At 43.7% G+C, this 16,330-nt stretch carries 16 protein-coding genes and 1 riboswitch; of the genes, 3 read left to right on the top strand and 13 right to left on the bottom strand.

The features are described 5' to 3' along the window. Positions 1-95 precede the first annotated feature (95 nt). Positions 96-316, bottom strand: a riboswitch (cobalamin riboswitch). 152 nt (positions 317-468) lie between these two features. The 4 genes from ABR189_RS15200 to ABR189_RS15185 all read right to left on the bottom strand — a co-directional run bounded on the left by ABR189_RS15200 (position 469) and on the right by ABR189_RS15185 (position 4,256). Further along, on the bottom strand, positions 469-1,119 hold the full coding sequence (locus ABR189_RS15200; protein WP_354661369.1) for a tetratricopeptide repeat protein: 651 nt from the start codon (positions 1,117-1,119) through the stop codon (positions 469-471). A gap of 172 nt (positions 1,120-1,291) precedes the next feature. Then, complete coding sequence (locus ABR189_RS15195) at positions 1,292-2,173, bottom strand: EamA family transporter (protein ID WP_354661368.1); 882 nt, start codon at positions 2,171-2,173, stop codon at positions 1,292-1,294. Positions 2,174-2,303: 130 nt separating this feature from the next. Further along, on the bottom strand, positions 2,304-3,536 hold the full coding sequence (locus ABR189_RS15190) for an MFS transporter (RefSeq protein WP_354661367.1): 1,233 nt from the start codon (positions 3,534-3,536) through the stop codon (positions 2,304-2,306). A 45-nt stretch (positions 3,537-3,581) separates the two neighbouring features. Beyond that, the gene (locus tag ABR189_RS15185) at positions 3,582-4,256 is read right to left on the bottom strand and encodes a FadR/GntR family transcriptional regulator (protein ID WP_354661366.1); all 675 of its coding nucleotides are present in this window, start codon (positions 4,254-4,256) and stop codon (positions 3,582-3,584) included. Between the two features lie 125 nt (positions 4,257-4,381). Between ABR189_RS15185 and ABR189_RS15180 the strand changes: the two genes are divergently transcribed. Beyond that, entirely contained in the window at positions 4,382-4,507 is a 126-nt protein-coding gene (locus ABR189_RS15180; RefSeq protein ID WP_354661365.1) for a hypothetical protein, read from the top strand. Between the two features lie 132 nt (positions 4,508-4,639). Here ABR189_RS15180 and ABR189_RS15175 read toward each other — a convergent pair whose 3' ends face one another. The 9 genes from ABR189_RS15175 to ABR189_RS15135 all read right to left on the bottom strand — a co-directional run bounded on the left by ABR189_RS15175 (position 4,640) and on the right by ABR189_RS15135 (position 13,816). Next, complete coding sequence (locus ABR189_RS15175; RefSeq protein ID WP_354661364.1) at positions 4,640-4,945, bottom strand: hypothetical protein; 306 nt, start codon at positions 4,943-4,945, stop codon at positions 4,640-4,642. Between the two features lie 203 nt (positions 4,946-5,148). Continuing rightward, entirely contained in the window at positions 5,149-6,111 is a 963-nt protein-coding gene (locus ABR189_RS15170; RefSeq protein ID WP_354661363.1) for a hypothetical protein, read from the bottom strand. A gap of 13 nt (positions 6,112-6,124) precedes the next feature. Then, positions 6,125-7,222 carry a toxic anion resistance protein gene (locus ABR189_RS15165; RefSeq protein WP_354661362.1) on the bottom strand — a complete coding sequence of 366 codons (1,098 nt, stop codon included), beginning with the start codon at positions 7,220-7,222 and terminating at the stop codon, positions 6,125-6,127. A 32-nt stretch (positions 7,223-7,254) separates the two neighbouring features. Then, on the bottom strand, positions 7,255-7,866 hold the full coding sequence (locus ABR189_RS15160; RefSeq protein ID WP_354661361.1) for a TerD family protein: 612 nt from the start codon (positions 7,864-7,866) through the stop codon (positions 7,255-7,257). Positions 7,867-7,884: 18 nt separating this feature from the next. Next, positions 7,885-8,439 (bottom strand): TerD family protein, encoded by a 555-nt coding sequence (locus ABR189_RS15155; RefSeq protein WP_354661360.1) that lies wholly within the window; start codon positions 8,437-8,439, stop codon positions 7,885-7,887. A gap of 317 nt (positions 8,440-8,756) precedes the next feature. Further along, positions 8,757-10,838, bottom strand: coding sequence for a putative phage tail protein (locus tag ABR189_RS15150; RefSeq protein ID WP_354661359.1), 2,082 nt, complete (start codon positions 10,836-10,838; stop codon positions 8,757-8,759). A 109-nt stretch (positions 10,839-10,947) separates the two neighbouring features. After that, complete coding sequence (locus ABR189_RS15145; RefSeq protein ID WP_354661358.1) at positions 10,948-11,316, bottom strand: DUF1801 domain-containing protein; 369 nt, start codon at positions 11,314-11,316, stop codon at positions 10,948-10,950. Between the two features lie 98 nt (positions 11,317-11,414). Beyond that, complete coding sequence (locus tag ABR189_RS15140; protein ID WP_354661357.1) at positions 11,415-12,956, bottom strand: FAD-dependent monooxygenase; 1,542 nt, start codon at positions 12,954-12,956, stop codon at positions 11,415-11,417. A gap of 41 nt (positions 12,957-12,997) precedes the next feature. Next, positions 12,998-13,816: an AraC family transcriptional regulator gene (locus tag ABR189_RS15135; RefSeq protein ID WP_354661356.1), complete on the bottom strand. Its 819-nt coding sequence runs from the start codon at positions 13,814-13,816 to the stop codon at positions 12,998-13,000. Between the two features lie 90 nt (positions 13,817-13,906). On the opposite strand from ABR189_RS15135, the gene xth reads away from it, so the two are divergent. Beyond that, a complete protein-coding gene (xth, locus tag ABR189_RS15130) occupies positions 13,907-14,680 on the top strand; it encodes an exodeoxyribonuclease III (RefSeq protein ID WP_354661355.1) in 774 nt (257 codons plus the stop codon). Positions 14,681-14,877: 197 nt separating this feature from the next. Continuing rightward, positions 14,878-16,317 (top strand): AAA family ATPase, encoded by a 1,440-nt coding sequence (locus ABR189_RS15125; RefSeq protein WP_354661354.1) that lies wholly within the window; start codon positions 14,878-14,880, stop codon positions 16,315-16,317. Positions 16,318-16,330: the final 13 nt, after the last annotated feature.

Below are 16,330 nucleotides of genomic sequence, written 5' to 3'. Positions count from 1 at the left end.
TGATGAGTAAATGCGCGCTCCTGGGAGAAATAAATAAAGGAAAGAAAATAATGCCTGCAACAGCGTTAAATTCCTGGCTTTTCACCCGAAAGCACTGAATAAAATGGCAGGTGGCAGGTCTTCTGACTTACCCGCTTTCCTGGACCGCCTTCCCACACAGCATCAGCTGTGAAGTGACATAATTGGTCCGGAAAACCAGCTGTTCGGTAAAAACAGCGCGGGATTACAGCTACGGGGATAGTTCCGGAATTACACCGGATTCCCTTTTTAATGCGCCCGGTTTTACCCGGTAGCAACCAAATGCGCAGCAAACCTACGGCAATTTTGTGTAATGCACAAAGGGACTATGGGGGAGGGGCACTTAAAACCACTCTCTGCCACATCAGGTACCCCAAATAAAAAAGGTGCCTCAAAAGTAGAGACACCTTCCTGTTGTATTAATATGATGATCCTGTAACCGGGAAAGAATCAACCCGGCATACGGGAAATGTATTTATCCATTTCTTTGATCTGGCTAACGATTTGATCAGTGGTAGGCTTTTGTGCCTTAGCCCTGCGAAAATAATCTTTGGCAGATTTAAAGTCCCGGCGGCTCATCGCAATAGACGCTACGGTAAGCAATGCGGCGGCAGTATTTTCCTTATCAGGTAATCCCATGCGGATTGCCTTTTTCAGGTTCTGATCTGCCGTTTTCAGGTCGTTCTTCTGGTAAGCAATAGTACCCAGCTGAAAGTATTGCATCCCTTCATACTCTTTCATAGGGCTGCCGGATTTGATACTCTGCCGGATAGTGGCCTCAGCCTTGTCCAGATCTTTGTTGTACATCGCCATATTGCTCTGCATGAAAAAATAAACAGAACGGATAGGCTTGTATAATAATTTAGGAAATTTTACCTGGTTCATCAGCGCGGTAGCCTTTTCGATATCTCCGGCTTCTACTGCTTCCTGTACCAGGCGCATAGGTCCGAACATCAGGTGTGTAACCAGGCAGATCACGCCCAATACAAGCAAAATGGTAGCTTCCCACCAACCAATAGTAATACCCAGGGTAATACCCACCAGCAATAATAGGATACCAATTGGAAAACGGTATAGAATAAAAATGTTAAATGCTTTCATCCAAAAAAATATTAATCTGAGTTGTCGTTATCTTGCGCCACTGCCGCATGTGATGGGTTTATTGCAGGTTGTCACGCCTTACAATAACCCGGAGGTATAATGAATACCATGCTGGCGGGGAGCAAAGATAAATAAAAACTACCATTTAATGATGGCTTCCCGGTAGGCTGCGCTATAAAGCAGGTACGCGCTTACGCAAATTAGCTGCCGCAATGGCCAGCAGTATAATAAAAATGCCTGCTACCTGTATCAGGGAAACTGCTTCTTTCAGCATAATGGTGGCTGATAATACAGCTACCGGCAATTCTACCGCGCTGAGTATAGCCCCCAGGGCCAGTCCCGTTTTAGGCATTCCTTTGGAAAATAACAGGGGAGGCAATACCGTCCCGAAAATAGCCAGCGGAAGCCCCCAAAGCAATAATGGGGTGGAGGTGAGTTTTCCATTGAAAATAAAGGCAGGCGGAAAAATACAGCAGATCAGTACAAAAGCACCTGTTACCATCCAGGCACTTTTAACTACTGGCGATAAGGTGCCGGAGGCCTTACTGCTGGCTACTATAAAGATCGTATAACACAGCGCTGCGAGCAGGCCAAAAACCAGGCCCTGCCAATGAAGCGTGGCATTGTTGTGGTTAAGTATACCACTTGCCATCAGCGTACCGGTAAGAATTAATGCTACTGCTACCCATTGGATGGGGGAAGGCCGTTTCTTATAAATGATCAGTTCGGCCAGCATACTCATCCAGGTAAACTGCATCAGCAGGATGATAGCTACGCTGGCAGGAATATATTGTACACTCAGGTAATAGGTGATGCTGACCATCCCGGTAGAACTCCCCAGGATAAAGAAGGTACGGACATCGCGGTGCTTCAGGGAAGGGGTAGGAGCACGGGAGAAAAAATGCAGTAACCATAATATCACCATCCCGATACCGGCCTGCAGGGCACAAAGTTCGCCAAGTGTAAATCCTTGCTGATAGCCCAGCTTAACAATAGTGGATAAAATACCAAAACTACAGGCACCGGTCAACACCAACAAAATGCCTTTCCACATAAACAGTCAATTTATAATAATACCTCAGCAAAATGGCTGGGTACAACGGGGGAGCTGCAAAGATAGGACAATGATATTAGTAGCAGGCCGTTGCTGATAAAGACGTGTACAACAGCCTGCTACAGGAATATTATTTGCGGGCTTTATTGCCTTCTACATTGGGTAGGAAGCAGGCAAACAAACCAATTAACGGCAGATAAGCACATACCTGGTATACATAATTAATACTGGTCATATCAGCCAGCTTGCCCAGCAAAGCGGAGCCTATACCAGCCATACCAAATGCCAGACCAAAGAACAGGCCGGCAATCATACCTACCTTTCCGGGCATCAGCTCCTGGGCATACACCAGGATGGCAGAGAATGCGGAAGAGAGAATTACCCCAATGAACACACTTAATACTGCCGTCCAGAAAAGATTCACGTGCGGCAATAAAAGTGTAAAAGGAGCCACGCCAAGTATAGAAATCCAGATCACATATTTACGTCCTATACGGTCGCCTACCGGACCGCCGATAAAGGTGCCGGCAGCTACTGCAAAGAGGAAAATGAACAAATACATCTGCGCACTCTGTACGGATACATGGAACTTGTCTATCAGGTAAAAAGTATAATAACTGGTAAGACTGGCCATGTAAAAGTATTTGGAGAAAATCAGTACCAGCAATATACTGATAGCGATCGCTACCTTGATCGTACTTAGCTGGGGATGATTTTCCAAATGCTGTACACTTTTCTTAGGCTTGATACGATGCGTATTCTGTTTGTACCATTTACTGATATTGAGCATTACAGCAATAGCCAGCAATGCAGCAAGGGAAAACCAGATAATGTGAAACTGTCCCAACGGTACTATAATCAGCGCTGCCAGTAAGGGGCCAAGTGAACTACCGGCATTACCGCCTACCTGGAAAAGTGATTGTGCCATACCATGTTTACCGCCGGATGCCATATAAGCCAGCCGGGAAGCTTCCGGATGGAAAATAGCGGAACCTACGCCTACTAATGCTACAGATGCCAGCACCAGGGCAAAAGTGTGTGATACAGCCAGGCAGATCAGTCCCAGCAGGGTAAAACCCATACCAATAGACAGGGAATAGGCCTGTGGCTTTTTATCAGTGTAGAGGCCCACCAGTGGCTGTAGTATGGAAGCCGACATCTGGTAGGTGAGTGTAATCAGCCCCACCTGTGTAAAATTAAGGTGGAGAGAATCTTTGACCAGCGGATAAATGGCTGGTATGAGCGATTGGATCGTGTCGTTGACCAGGTGAGAAAAACTAAGCGCTATCAGCACAGAGAAGACCGTTTTTTCGGCCACGCGCTGCGCAATAGCACTTTGTTCTTGCTCCATCGTTGTTTCCATGTCTGTTGTTTTGTTGGTATACAGAGGTTGTTTAAATACTTTCAGTTAGTCCCTGTGGGTAATAATCTGGGTAGCCCAGTGCAGCGCCTTTTCGGGCTCCTGATCAATGATGCTCTGCAGCAGGGCTTTATGCAGGTCCTGTGTTTGGGCAAATGTATCCGTGGTAGAAAAGCGGGCTATAAAAGACTTTTTCAAATGGCAGGCTACCGTTTTATAGAGATCTACCATGATTTCATTTTTTGATGCCGCTGCAATACTGGTATGAAAGTCAATATCTGCCTGAATACATTCGTCGGGCTGATTGGCGATAGCCATCTCTTCCCGTTTCTGCAATAATGCCTGCATCTTGCTGATGTCACTTTCCGTACGGTGCAATGCTGCTTTTTCTGCAATTTTTACCTCCAACAGCTGTCTGATCTCATTCAGATCATTGAACTGCGCTCTTTGAAAACGCTGTGATAAAGGCTCGCTGATGCCTTCCTGTGATTCCACAAAAGTGCCTACACCCTGTTGTACCCTCACCAAACCAGCATTGGCGAGTATCCTCACCGCTTCCCGAATGGTAGAGCGTCCCACACCAAATTGTTGCATTAACTCTGGTTCTGTAGGTAGTTTTTGCCCCGTTTCATATTGCCCCAGGGATATCTGTTGCTGTAAACGACTGGCTACCTCATCGGCCAGGTTCTGACGCCTTACCGGTAAATTATTTGCATTCATCATATCATCTGATGACTCAAAATTAGTTATTCTTTTTAGATTTTATAGTAGAATTATTCCATCAATTTTGGAAACAGAGTATAATTTATACTGCCAAAGGGTTATTTATGCCGTAAAGGGTGTGGATCATGGGACGCAGGGATGATGCGCAATTCTTTGAAAAACAGCAGCTTAAGTGGAAAACAGATGGGGTGTTGGTGGAAACAGCTCAGCGATACCTTTGCGCAACCGGTTGCTGCGAAACAAACGGGTAAAATCGTAATAAAGATCCAAAAGAAGGGCCGGTAAGAAAGCGTACGGGAAATAATACTTTTGCCAATACTATTTACCTGCAGCTTTTTAACCGGCCTTCCATGCCTGTCAGCACATATCAGGAAACTTATTTCCTAATTCTCTTTCTTATCATGGGTTTGTGACTTCTTCAGATAGACCTTCTTCCCTTTCTCATCTACAATATATTTCCGGTCTTTCTTATCTATATAAACGGTTTCTCCTTTAGGGCCTTCTTTCCCTTTATAAGTTTTATCTGTGATCTTGGAAGCTCCTTTTACTGCCACAGAAGCTGTTTTGTTACCTATTTTCTTCACGGTACTATCAATACCCTGGGCAGTAGCATCAAAACTGAATAATGCAACACATATACCTAATACGGTGGCAAAAGATATGGCCTGCATTTTTTTTGTTGAGATCATAACAATAGATTTTAAGTGAGTATTATCAGGGATAATATCCCGGGAGTAAAGAATTCAAGAATGGTGCCATGAAATATACCCGGAAAGGTATTTTAGTAGTGGTGCAGAAGTGCGTAAAGTGCGCTACACATTGGGGAAGGCATCAAAAAAGGAGCAGACAGGCTGCTCCTTTTTTATCACTTATTTAACAATACTCATACCGGTTAAATAATATCCGTATTGAGCATGGTCTTCAAAATATTTGCCTGTACATCAAAATTGCTGATATTCTGGAGGAAGTTCACATCATCTATTTTCTCATAGTATTCTGCCAGCAGGCTTTTGATTTCAGGGGGTATGGCCGTTTTCATAATTCCTGCAGTGCTTTCCAGCTGATTGTTTTTATCCTGCAGTTCCTGGATAATCCGGCCTTTTTTGGAAAGCGCATTGGTCCAGTCGATATCCGTTATTTTAGACAGATCACAAAACAGGAAGAGATTCCTGGAGGGAAGGAACAGGAAGTGTTTATTTTCATGCATGAATTTATATACTTCAATAATTACATTCCCCGCTTTAAGGCCACAGAAAAACTCCGTTTTAAAGTCTGCTTTACATAACTGTCCCAATAGCCTTCTTTGAATAGTAGCGTACGTATTCCTGTATACTTCATTAGGCTGGTATGCTACTAATTCATTGAATAGTTCCGGAGAGATGTCATAGTAGAAATCTGCCGAGAACCGGGCACTGAATGCATTGATATTTCTGGAGAACGGAGATTCATCCTTGCTGTCTGATAATAGTTCATATAACTTTCGCAAGGATAAATTGATCTTCAGGGCTTGTTTCTGTTTGTCTAAATTGAAATTTTTATCTGTAAAAACAGAGCTGTTTATTTTCTCTATCAGGTCCTTGTTCAATTGAATTTCATCGAACATAAGGCTGACATTTTTTTCATTGGTTGTTTTTATCTTCCGCAATAAGTCTACTACGGTAGCAGTGTACTGAAGATGAAACAGTTCCAGTTTATTAAAGTCCAGCTCCGGATTACTTTCAAATAATTTATGAATCACCTGGCTACGCAGATATATCATATAAATCACTTCCTCTCCAAAAAATACGGACAGTAGTTGTAATCTATTGATAATCTTTAGTGAGTCTTTTAATATTGTTGCCAGATCTTCATCCATTACCTATTCCCAATTAAACATTAGTTACATTTTTCTTCAATTCAGCTTCCAGGTTTTGCAATTCGCCGTTCAGCACTTTCCTGTTTTCAGCACCTTGTTCGTGAATTTTCTTTACTTCATTTAATGTTTCAATTAAGGAAGCTGTAGTTTTCTTCAATGTTTCAAGCGATACTACCGTATTTTCATTTTCTCTTGCCACGTCAATACTGTTTTGCCGCAGCAGTTCAGCATTACGTTGTAAGATGGTGTTGGTAGTTTCAGATACCTTACGCTGCATTTCCACATTTGCTTTCTGCCTTTGAAGGGCCACCGCAATGGTCAGCTGGTTTTTCCACACCGGAATAGTAGTAGAAACAATTGACTGTGCTTTTTCTGCAATAGAGGTATTATTATTTTGTACCAGTCTGATCTGTGCCAGTGATTGCATCATGATGAAGCGGACGATCTTCATATCTGCCAGCCGTTTATCCAACCGGTTTACAAAATCTCTCAGATCCGCAATCTCATAATCATTATAGTTGGCCGGATTAGCTTCCATCTGAGCAAGTGTTTCGCTCAGTTCCTTGTGCTTGAGGTGACCTGAAATGATCAGGTCTTCCATTTGTTTAATATAATTCACATTGCTGTCAAACATGGTTTGCAGTGAACTATTGTCTTTAATGGAATTGATCCTGCCAGCTTTTATTTTATTGGTAATCTTGTCAACGTTGTTAACTACCGTATCGTATTTCTGGAAAAGTTTTTTGGCATCAAATACGATCTTCTTCAGAAATGGTATTTTAGACAAAAACTGTTTAAAAGCACCTTGCTCAAGCTCATCTACATCGATGTAGTTCAATTCGGTGAGGAGGTCATTGATTAAACCACCTACTTCACCGGAGTTGAAGGTACGTACAGAGGTGAGGAACTCATTACTGTACTTTTCCATTGAATTCTGGACATCAGTACCGTAATTTAAGATAGAGTTAACATCACCTGGCACCAGCCCTTTGCTGATCTCTCCATATTTCTTTGCCTCGTCCTGTGTAACTACTGTTAAATCTACGTTGCCGTCCCTGTCTAATCTGGGGGAAGTAACAGTAAGCCCGGTGTTATTAGTATTCATTTCCATAGATACGTTATTTAAATAAGATGTGGAAAATGCTATAAGTAATTCTTGGTAACGGTATCAATTGTTTCCTCCAATTTCCTGTCTTTGGTAGGCTCCCCAATGGCATTGAATTTCCATTCGCCGTTTCTTTTATAAAACACGCCCATTACCATCGATACATGTCCGGCAAAATTCGCTTCATGTGCAATGTCATACTTCGCAAACACTTCAGCTACCCTGGAAGGGGTACCTTCATAAATACGGATAGATGCAAATGGGATCGTACCAAAATCATGCCCTCTGAAGCTGTTCAGCACAAAGGCTACATAGTTTATGGAAGGATTCAGTCTGGAAAAATCAAGGGTGATTACTTCATTATCCAGTCCGTCATCTCCGTTCATGTCGCCGGTCAGATCATCACCGCTATGTTTTACAGCGTTGTCTTTGGACACGAGATTACCAAAGTAAACTACATCCAATACCTGTTTTTGTTCGTTAAACAAGGCGCAGCTGCCATCCAGGTCCACTGCTTCTTTTGTTTTAGATCCGAACAGGTTTTTCTTCTCAATAGCGCCCCAGTTGATGCCTACACAAATGCTCTGCAGTTTGGCGCCATTATTTTTTTCGAGTGATATTCTTTGCCCTTTTTGAAGATTAATAGCCATGCTGATAATATTATTGAATTAGTTGTACTTGTTTAAATAGTCTTGTAAGCCGCCTTTCATACCTACGCCTATGGCTTCAAACTTCCAGGTATTTTCACGCTTGTAGATCCTCCCGAATTCAACGGCTGTTTCAATGGAAAAATCTTCTTCCAGTTCATATTTTACCAGCACTTCATTGGTGGCGCTATCAAATACTCTTACAAAAGAGTTTCTTACCTGGCCAAAATTTTGCCTTCTGCTTTCCGCTTCATGGATGGTTACCACAATACAGATTTCTGTTGCCTGGGCATCAATTTTGGAAAGGTCTACCTTGATCTGTTCATCATCGCCTGCACCATCACCTGTCAGGTTGTCGCCGGTATGCTCAACACTACCGCCCGGAGATTTGAGATTGTTATAGTAAACAAAATGCTGTTCAGAGAGTATCTTTTTATTTTCTCCCAGGATGAAAACGGAGGTATCCAGGTCGAAAGCAGTGCCTGTAGAAGAGCTATTTGTATCCCAGCCTAAGCCGATTGTAAACTTCGGAGCATTTATCACTTCCCTTTGACCTTTTTGCAAATTTATTGCCATATGGTATACTTTTATTGTTTTTTGTATATGTAAAATAAGCAGGCTGTTATAACTGTATTTTATGCTTGCATTAAAAATAATGAGTTTGGGTTACTTTTTATAGTAAGTCAGGCATTTCACAGCAAGATAATATTTTTTACAAAAATCACATGGGATTGGCCTAAAAGGGAGGGAAGAGAGGTGGAAAAGGAGGATATCCGGAAAGATGCTGGTGTGGGTGCCGGTTTATATATGCAGGAAACCGTCTCCATTGATGAAGACGGTTTCCTGAGGTATAGGGGTTAACAAAATAGGCCCGGTCTTTAAGAAAAGATGAATTATAATATCTCCGCGAAATCACTGAAGTATCTGTTGGCCGGTGGGGTGGCAATAGTGTATTCCAATGATTTCCTTCCGATCTTGGAAAAGATATTGGTAGCCGAGATTTTATCAATATTCAGGTCATAGAGGGTAACGGCATCCGCATTATATGCGCTGACCCCATTAATGGTAATGGTATTACACTCCCTCAGCAGTACTGCAAATGCAGCGCCTGTAGGAACGTAATCATGTGAGGCTGTGATATTATTGATATTCACCTTGGAGCATTGCAGGAGCTGTATGAGCCCTTGTGAAGGTTGCGCATCATTGGTGCCGATATGGTGAATGATAAGCTGAAGATCAGACAAGGCCAGCTCTTTGGCGGTAATCAGCATTATCTCATCATTCGTTTTCGTGGTCTGACTGTTTGCACTGAAATAACAATTGCTGACAATAATGCCGGTAAGCTGCGGATTAGTTCCTGTCGTTGCTCTTAATAAAAGATGCCTGCTCCCGGTAGCATACTGCTGCCTTTCAAATTTACTGGATGAGATAGTGATGTTATTGGCGGTGGATAAATTATTCTCCGTACAAACAATAGCTGATCTTCCATAAAACAGGCTGGAGTTGCTCAAACTAAAATTGGGCGTATCCAGGATGGTAATACAGTCTATCGTTGGCGTATCTATCGTGATAAGCTGACATCCTGCAATACTTACATCAGGGGCTTTACTTATCCTTACAAAAGGGCTTTGTGCTGTTTGTTGTACCGCATGGCAATCTGTTACCCGTAAGCCATTGCAGGCAAACGTTCCTGCTCCTTTTTCAATATTCAGGAATCTTCCGCAGGTAATATTACTGTCACTGATGTCAATGTTTTCGCAATCTTCCATAACCTGAAAAGCTGTTTCAATCATACTGGTTTCCAGGTTACTGATGTTATGGAAATGGATATGCTTACTACCCCGCGCATACATCAGGAAGGTGCAGGATCCATTATATAATACATTACTTACCAGTACATTTTTTACAGGTTGAATACGAAAAGCACCTACCATAGGCCTGGTCGTCATTTTTTCAGTTGAAATGACACTGTTAGTCAGCACAAGCCCATTAAAGTTCCCGGCCTTAACACATGATTTCTGAATGTCAATAAACCTGTTTTGATCTATTAATATATTGTGGTTAATGTCAAAACTGTCATTATAGGAGGTGATTGAAATCCTGATAGCATCTGCATCCGTATCAAGTGCTCCTCCATTTAGTGGATGTTTCAGTGTATAGATATTCTTAAATATACAGTTGGTGATACTGATTTTGGAAGGGTCACTGTAAACCTTTTGGTAGTAATCAGCTGCTGTCGGGTCAAGATACGATATTGTTTTTTCTCCAAACAGGTATATCCCGCCGCAGAAGCCGTTGTATGTTTCACTACCATCCGCATCTCCCATAGCAGAAATGTTTTCAAAGCAAACGTTATCAAGCATCACATGGCATCCGGCCATTTCTGATATGATGCCGTATTGGTTGGCCATATCCTCACTGAAACTTGATGGTGGGGTAGTGGTCTTTATGTTTTTGAAAGTACAGTTACTGGCTGTAATACTTCCAGAGCGACCATACAAGAGAGCTGTCCGCACAGGCTGCTCCAACGCGTCGAATGTGACTTGCTCAATGATCAGATTGGCATAAAGTGAAATCCTGGAACGCAGAAATAGTGAAATCACACCATTTGTAATACTGGTATCATTTGTAATACTGATGTTTGATACCTTAAAATTTCTTCCATCCAGATCAATCTGCGGAAAGTTATTTAGGCAGTAGGACAGTAATGCAGTATCATCAGTACTACCATCACCCTTTGCGCCAAACCAGGTAGGGTAAACAGCTCCGGAATACAACCGCTTCCACCTTCCCGGTGCAGAAGAGCCTGTTATAGCGAAAATGGTACCACCATCGTCGTCTGCTGTAGAAGTACTGTCCCAATAAAACTCACCTCCACCGGTATCTCCGGGAGCGGTATAGCCTAATACGTGACAATGATCATTGGGATTGGTACCAGCATTTTGTTTTAACAAATAAATAGTTTCAAATTTCATAGTTATAATTGGGGGTTAACAATTGTGAGTATCAAAAATGCGCCCCCTGCACGCAATAGAAATGCGTATTAAAAAAAATCATTGTTATTTTTAGAACGGCGAGTTGCTGCTACTTGATTTTTACAACACCGGATTTATACAGGTTGAGTGCCTCTTTGAGAATACTTTTAATGGTTTTAACCGGCAGATCTTTATTGGGGTCCAACAGCATGATTTTCATCCGGGCACGTTTTTCAGTAATGAGTTGCGGATGTTCCAGCCTTTTACCTTCTACAATACCAATGTAAGGCAGGTGGTGGGTTTTATGCACCCACAGATAACAAAACATTTTCCCTTTATAACAAAAGAAGGGCATACTATATTTCCAGGCAACTGTAATGTCTTTATCCTGTTGTAAGATAATTTCACGTAATGCTAGTAAACAACCTCTTACCGGCTCTTCTTTCTGGAGATAAAAATTTTCAAGTGGGGTAGTCATGGTTCATATATTGATTGCGAAAGTAGCGATTTATTAAAATACTTGTTTCTGATTATACTAAGGGAACATACTTTTGTAATAACATTTCAGGGCTTTATTCAAACAAACCAGTGGTTGGCAGCATTTTGAAGTTCGCTATAATCCGGTTCTTTGTCAGATGCCCAGGCGATGATGCCATCTGGACGTATCAGAACGGCGCTTATATTTAATTGGTCTTTTATCTGCCCTGAAATATATTTAAGCTGACTGTCATATTCACCTGCGAAAGTTTTTAGAGCAGCATTCCCGTCAAAATCAAGCAGTATGCCTTGTCCTTCGTGCATCAACTCACCAATATTTACACCGGCTGCGATCTCAAAATTGGGGACACTGTAGCCTGCCAGTGGATGGTTGCCATTGAGATGGTAATGCATACAAACGCCCCATACCCTTCCTGCGAAATAGGTGGCGCCATCCTGCGTATCCATCAGATCGCGGATAATGGCGTTCAGTGCGCGGGCTGCTGGCTCAGGTTTCATGATGGCTACCTGCGCGCGTGACCAATCCAATACCTGGGCACCAATGGGATGTCGTTCTATGTAATAAGTGTCTAGCAAGCCCTCCGGTGCTTTCTCCCGGATGGCGGCGGCGAGCTTCCAGCCCAGGTTCATAGCATCACCCAATCCAAGGTTAAGTCCCTGGCCTCCCAATGGTGAATGAATGTGTGCAGCATCACCTGCTAAAAGTATTCTACCATTACGGTAGGTGGTGGCTTGTCGTGCCCGGTCTGTCCAGGTAGTAGCGGTGTGCAGGGCACTGATAGTAACATTTGTATTTGAGATGCGGCGTAGCACTGCCTGTACGTGTTCAAGCGTGAGTATTTTTGCTGAATGATGAAAAGCGCCACCGTCAAAATCCTGCATCAGCAGATAACCTGGTTGCGATTGCAAATACATACCGGTAGATGTCATATTGCGGCCCGGACGTAGTTTTTCCGGATCAGCAATATCTACATGAGTGGAATAGCCGGTGAATTCCGGCTCCGTACCGGCAAATTCAAATCCACCTGCTTTGCGAATAATACTACGGCTTCCATCACAACCCACCAGCCATTTACTTTGAAAAGTTTGCTCACCTGCCAGCACAGTTACACCTTCTGCTGTTTGATGAAAGTCCGTAACAGGGAGCCCGCGCCTGATTATTACGCCCATAGCTTCGGCGCGGCGGGCCAGCACGGTTTCAAGCTCCTCCATTGTAGTAATTAAACTGGTGTCTGTAGAGCCAGGCAGGCGGTATTGCCATTGTGAGGTATCAATATTGCCATCATGGAATGGAATGCCTGCGAAGTGCCCAGCCTGACGGCGCGGCCCCTGTACAGCATTGGCGTGTGGGTTTTTAAGCCGTTTGGGGATCTCCAGTTCGTTGAGTAATCCCCTACGATAAAACGCTTCAATACTAGGGGCGGAGAGTCCTCGTATTCCAAAAGGAAGTTGTTTTAATGGAGAATGTGGATGCGCAGCTTTTTCCAGTATCAGCACGGAACATTTGGCCAGGGCCAGCTCGCAGGCAAGGAATAGCCCTACAGGTCCGGCACCGGAAATGATGACATCATAAATGATTTGATTTTGTACAGCGGCCTTATCTCCAGATGTTGCTTTCATAATTGAATCATTGAAACACAAAATTCCGGAATGTTCGTGCTTCAGGCTTGTACAAACGCGACAAAATCGTTGTTTACTACTTGCTGGCCTTTCTTCGCTTTTCGGGCGAATGCTGCCGGGGTAGCGCCACTGTAACGTTTAAATTCCCTGCTTAGATGGGATTGATCCGTATAGCCCAGCTCCTGCGCTAAGCCGGCAATATTTGAATCCGGATAATGCCATAGCCGGTTGCGTACCTGCTCAAAGCGCATCAGTCCCGACACGTCTTTTACGGTATGACCGGAAGATTGCTTGAAATTTCTTTCCAGCGTACGCACTGTGGCATGTGCTGCTGCTGCAACCTGGCTTACCGGTAACGTGCCGTTTGCTTTGCTCATAGCCACGCCTGCCTTGAAGAGCATACTGTCTATCGCAACCTGCGACTGCAGCTGCAGGAAATATTGTTTTACCTGTGTTACCGCTTCATCTATCTTACCCGCTTCCATACAGGTATTCAATGTAGCTTGAAGCCGGGCTATCGGATGCTCAAAGATGTGCACGCTATTTTTACCAGAGGGCAATCCGAGCAGATCAAACACGGTCCAGGGAAAACACCTGATACCAATAATTTCCAAACGGTTTTTCGTGTAAAAAAGAACAGGCTGATTGAGCAGCCCCATCATAAATGGAGAGGGTAATGGTTGCAAGTCGCCATTGTTAGCAATACGATAGAGGTTTCCGAAATAAAAGATAATTTCAGTATAACCATCAGGTAATACTTTAAAAGCCGTTACTTCTTCTCCAAAATCTCCCCGGTTGTACCAAAAGCACTTGATGGTATCCCGCAGAGTTTCAGGAGGTTCAAATTCCTGGTGCTGCATATGGAAAGATAACATATTTGGGTGTACTGCATTACACCGATGGATAATTAAAAAATATTACCCGTAATTTAGAACCTTCAATGTCACCATATGAAAATAGCGACTTATAATGTTAATAGCGTAAACGCCCGCCTACCTGTACTGCTTCGCTGGCTTCAGGAATCCGCACCAGATGTGGTATGCCTGCAGGAACTAAAAGCTATCCAGGAAAATTTTCCTGAAGAGGCGATCCGGAATGCAGGATATACTGCCATCTGGCACGGACAAAAAAGCTGGAACGGAGTAGCCATTCTCTCACGTGTTGGTAACATCACAGAACGTTGCCGTGTATTGCCGGGTGACCCGGAAGACTTGCACAGCCGTTATATTGAAGCCGTAGTGAATGGCGTGATAATCGGCTGCCTTTATCTGCCCAATGGTAATCCGGCACCCGGACCAAAATTTGATTATAAGCTCAGCTGGCTCAAACGATTTGCGATTCACGCAAAAGCATTGCTCACCGAGGAACTGCCTGTGGTACTGACGGGCGACTTCAATATCATTCCCACCGGAAAAGATGTTTATAAGCCGGAACGTTGGGTAGATGATGCGTTGTTCCGCCCTGAAAGCCGTGCGGCTTTTCAGGAACTGATAGCGCAAGGTTGGACGGATGCTATTCGTCAACTCCATCCCGAAGAAACGATTTATACTTACTGGGACTTCTTCCGTAACGCTTTTGGTCGCGATGCCGGGCTACGTATTGATCACTTCCTGCTTTCTCCCCAGCTGGTGCCACAGCTGCAAAAGGCTGCGGTAGATAAACAGGTACGTGGCTGGGAAAAAACCAGCGACCATGCGCCGGTGTGGATTGAACTGAAAGATTAAAAGAAGCGCGCGCTGCCAGTAATGAAAAACGCCCAACCTTAGTAAAGCTAAAATTGGGCGAAGTAAGTTTTTTGTATCGCAGACCGGGAAGTTGTTGAACATAATTACGGACGATTATGAAGATTTATATTTGTCCATAAGTGCCTAAAATGGTATATTTATGGACGATTATAAAAAAATAAACTTGTCCATAACTTATGGAAGAAATGATCATCGGACGGGATACCGAAAAGAAAATCCTGAAGGAGATGCTCAGTTCCAAAGAGGCAGAGCTGGTTGCTGTATTGGGACGCCGCCGTGTGGGAAAGACTTTCCTGATCCGCAATTATTACCAAAAACACCTTGTCTTTGAATGCACCGGCATTCATGAAGCCGGACTGCCGGAACAACTATTTAATTTCAGCAGGTCATTACAACAGGCAATGCAATCGGTGCTCCCGCTTGCTACTCCGGACAACTGGGTACAGGCATTCACCTTTCTCAGCGACTTTCTTGCCACCAAACTAAAAGGCCGCCAGCCTGTCGTTGTGCTGTTTGACGAATTCCCCTGGATACATACCGCCAAATCAGGGTTCTTAACTGCCTTCGGCCATTGGTGGAACACCTGGGCATCCCGCCAGCCTCTACTGAAAGTAGTGATCTGCGGTTCAGCAGCGTCATGGATGATCGAAAATATCCTCCATAATAAAGGTGGCTTGCATAACCGGATAAGCAGGACTATCCAGCTCTTACCCTTTAGCCTGAAAGAGTCTGAAGATTACCTGATCAGCCGGGGACTAAAATTGGACCATTACCAGATTTTGCAACTCTATATGGCTATGGGGGGGATCCCCCAATATTTAAAACAGGTAGATAAAGGTCAGAGTGCCCATCAGGTCATCGATAAACTTTTCTTTGAAAAGAACGGAATGCTAAAGGCGGAATTCAATGTGCTCTACCGCTCACTTTTCGACAATGCCAGTCACCATGAGGCCATCGTCCGGGAACTTGCTAAAAAAGCGAGTGGCCTAAGCCGCACCGAAGTTATTAAAGCTTGCGGGCTTACTACCGGTGGCACAACCACTCGCTTGTTTGAAGAACTGGAGCAGTCCGGTTTCATCACGCAATATATTCCCTTTGAAAAAACTTCCCGGGACGGGATCTATAAACTCACAGATGAATACTCTCTGTTCTACCTGAAGTTCATCGACCGTACCCGTGCTGCTGGGGCCGGCACCTGGCATAAAATTGCGGAAGGCCAGTCCTATAATAGCTGGAGCGGCTATGCTTTCGAAGCCATTTGTCAAAAACATATACAACAGATCAAGCAGGCGCTGGGTATTGCAGGGGTATACACCGAAGCCTCAGGCTGGCGATATACGCCTAAAAAAGGGGAAAAAGGTGCCCAGATCGATCTGCTGCTGGACCGGGCTGATCACAGTATCAATGTATGTGAAATGAAATTTGCAAATGGCGAATTTACCATTGATAAAAAATATGCAGGTGAACTGGACAACAAGGTGAAGGTTTTCCAAGCCCAAACCAAAACGAAGAAGACCATCTTTCCTACAATGATCACGACCTATGGAACGAAGCAGAATATGTATTATACCGGGCGTATAGTGTCAGAAGTAAAGATGGAAGACCTGTTCAAATGACTGCACTAAACCG

Source organism: Chitinophaga sp. H8, from assembly GCF_040567655.1.
GTDB lineage: Bacteria > Bacteroidota > Bacteroidia > Chitinophagales > Chitinophagaceae > Chitinophaga > Chitinophaga defluvii.
Note: the sequence above shows the minus strand (reverse complement) of the source record. Positions and strands in the feature narration are given on the sequence as shown.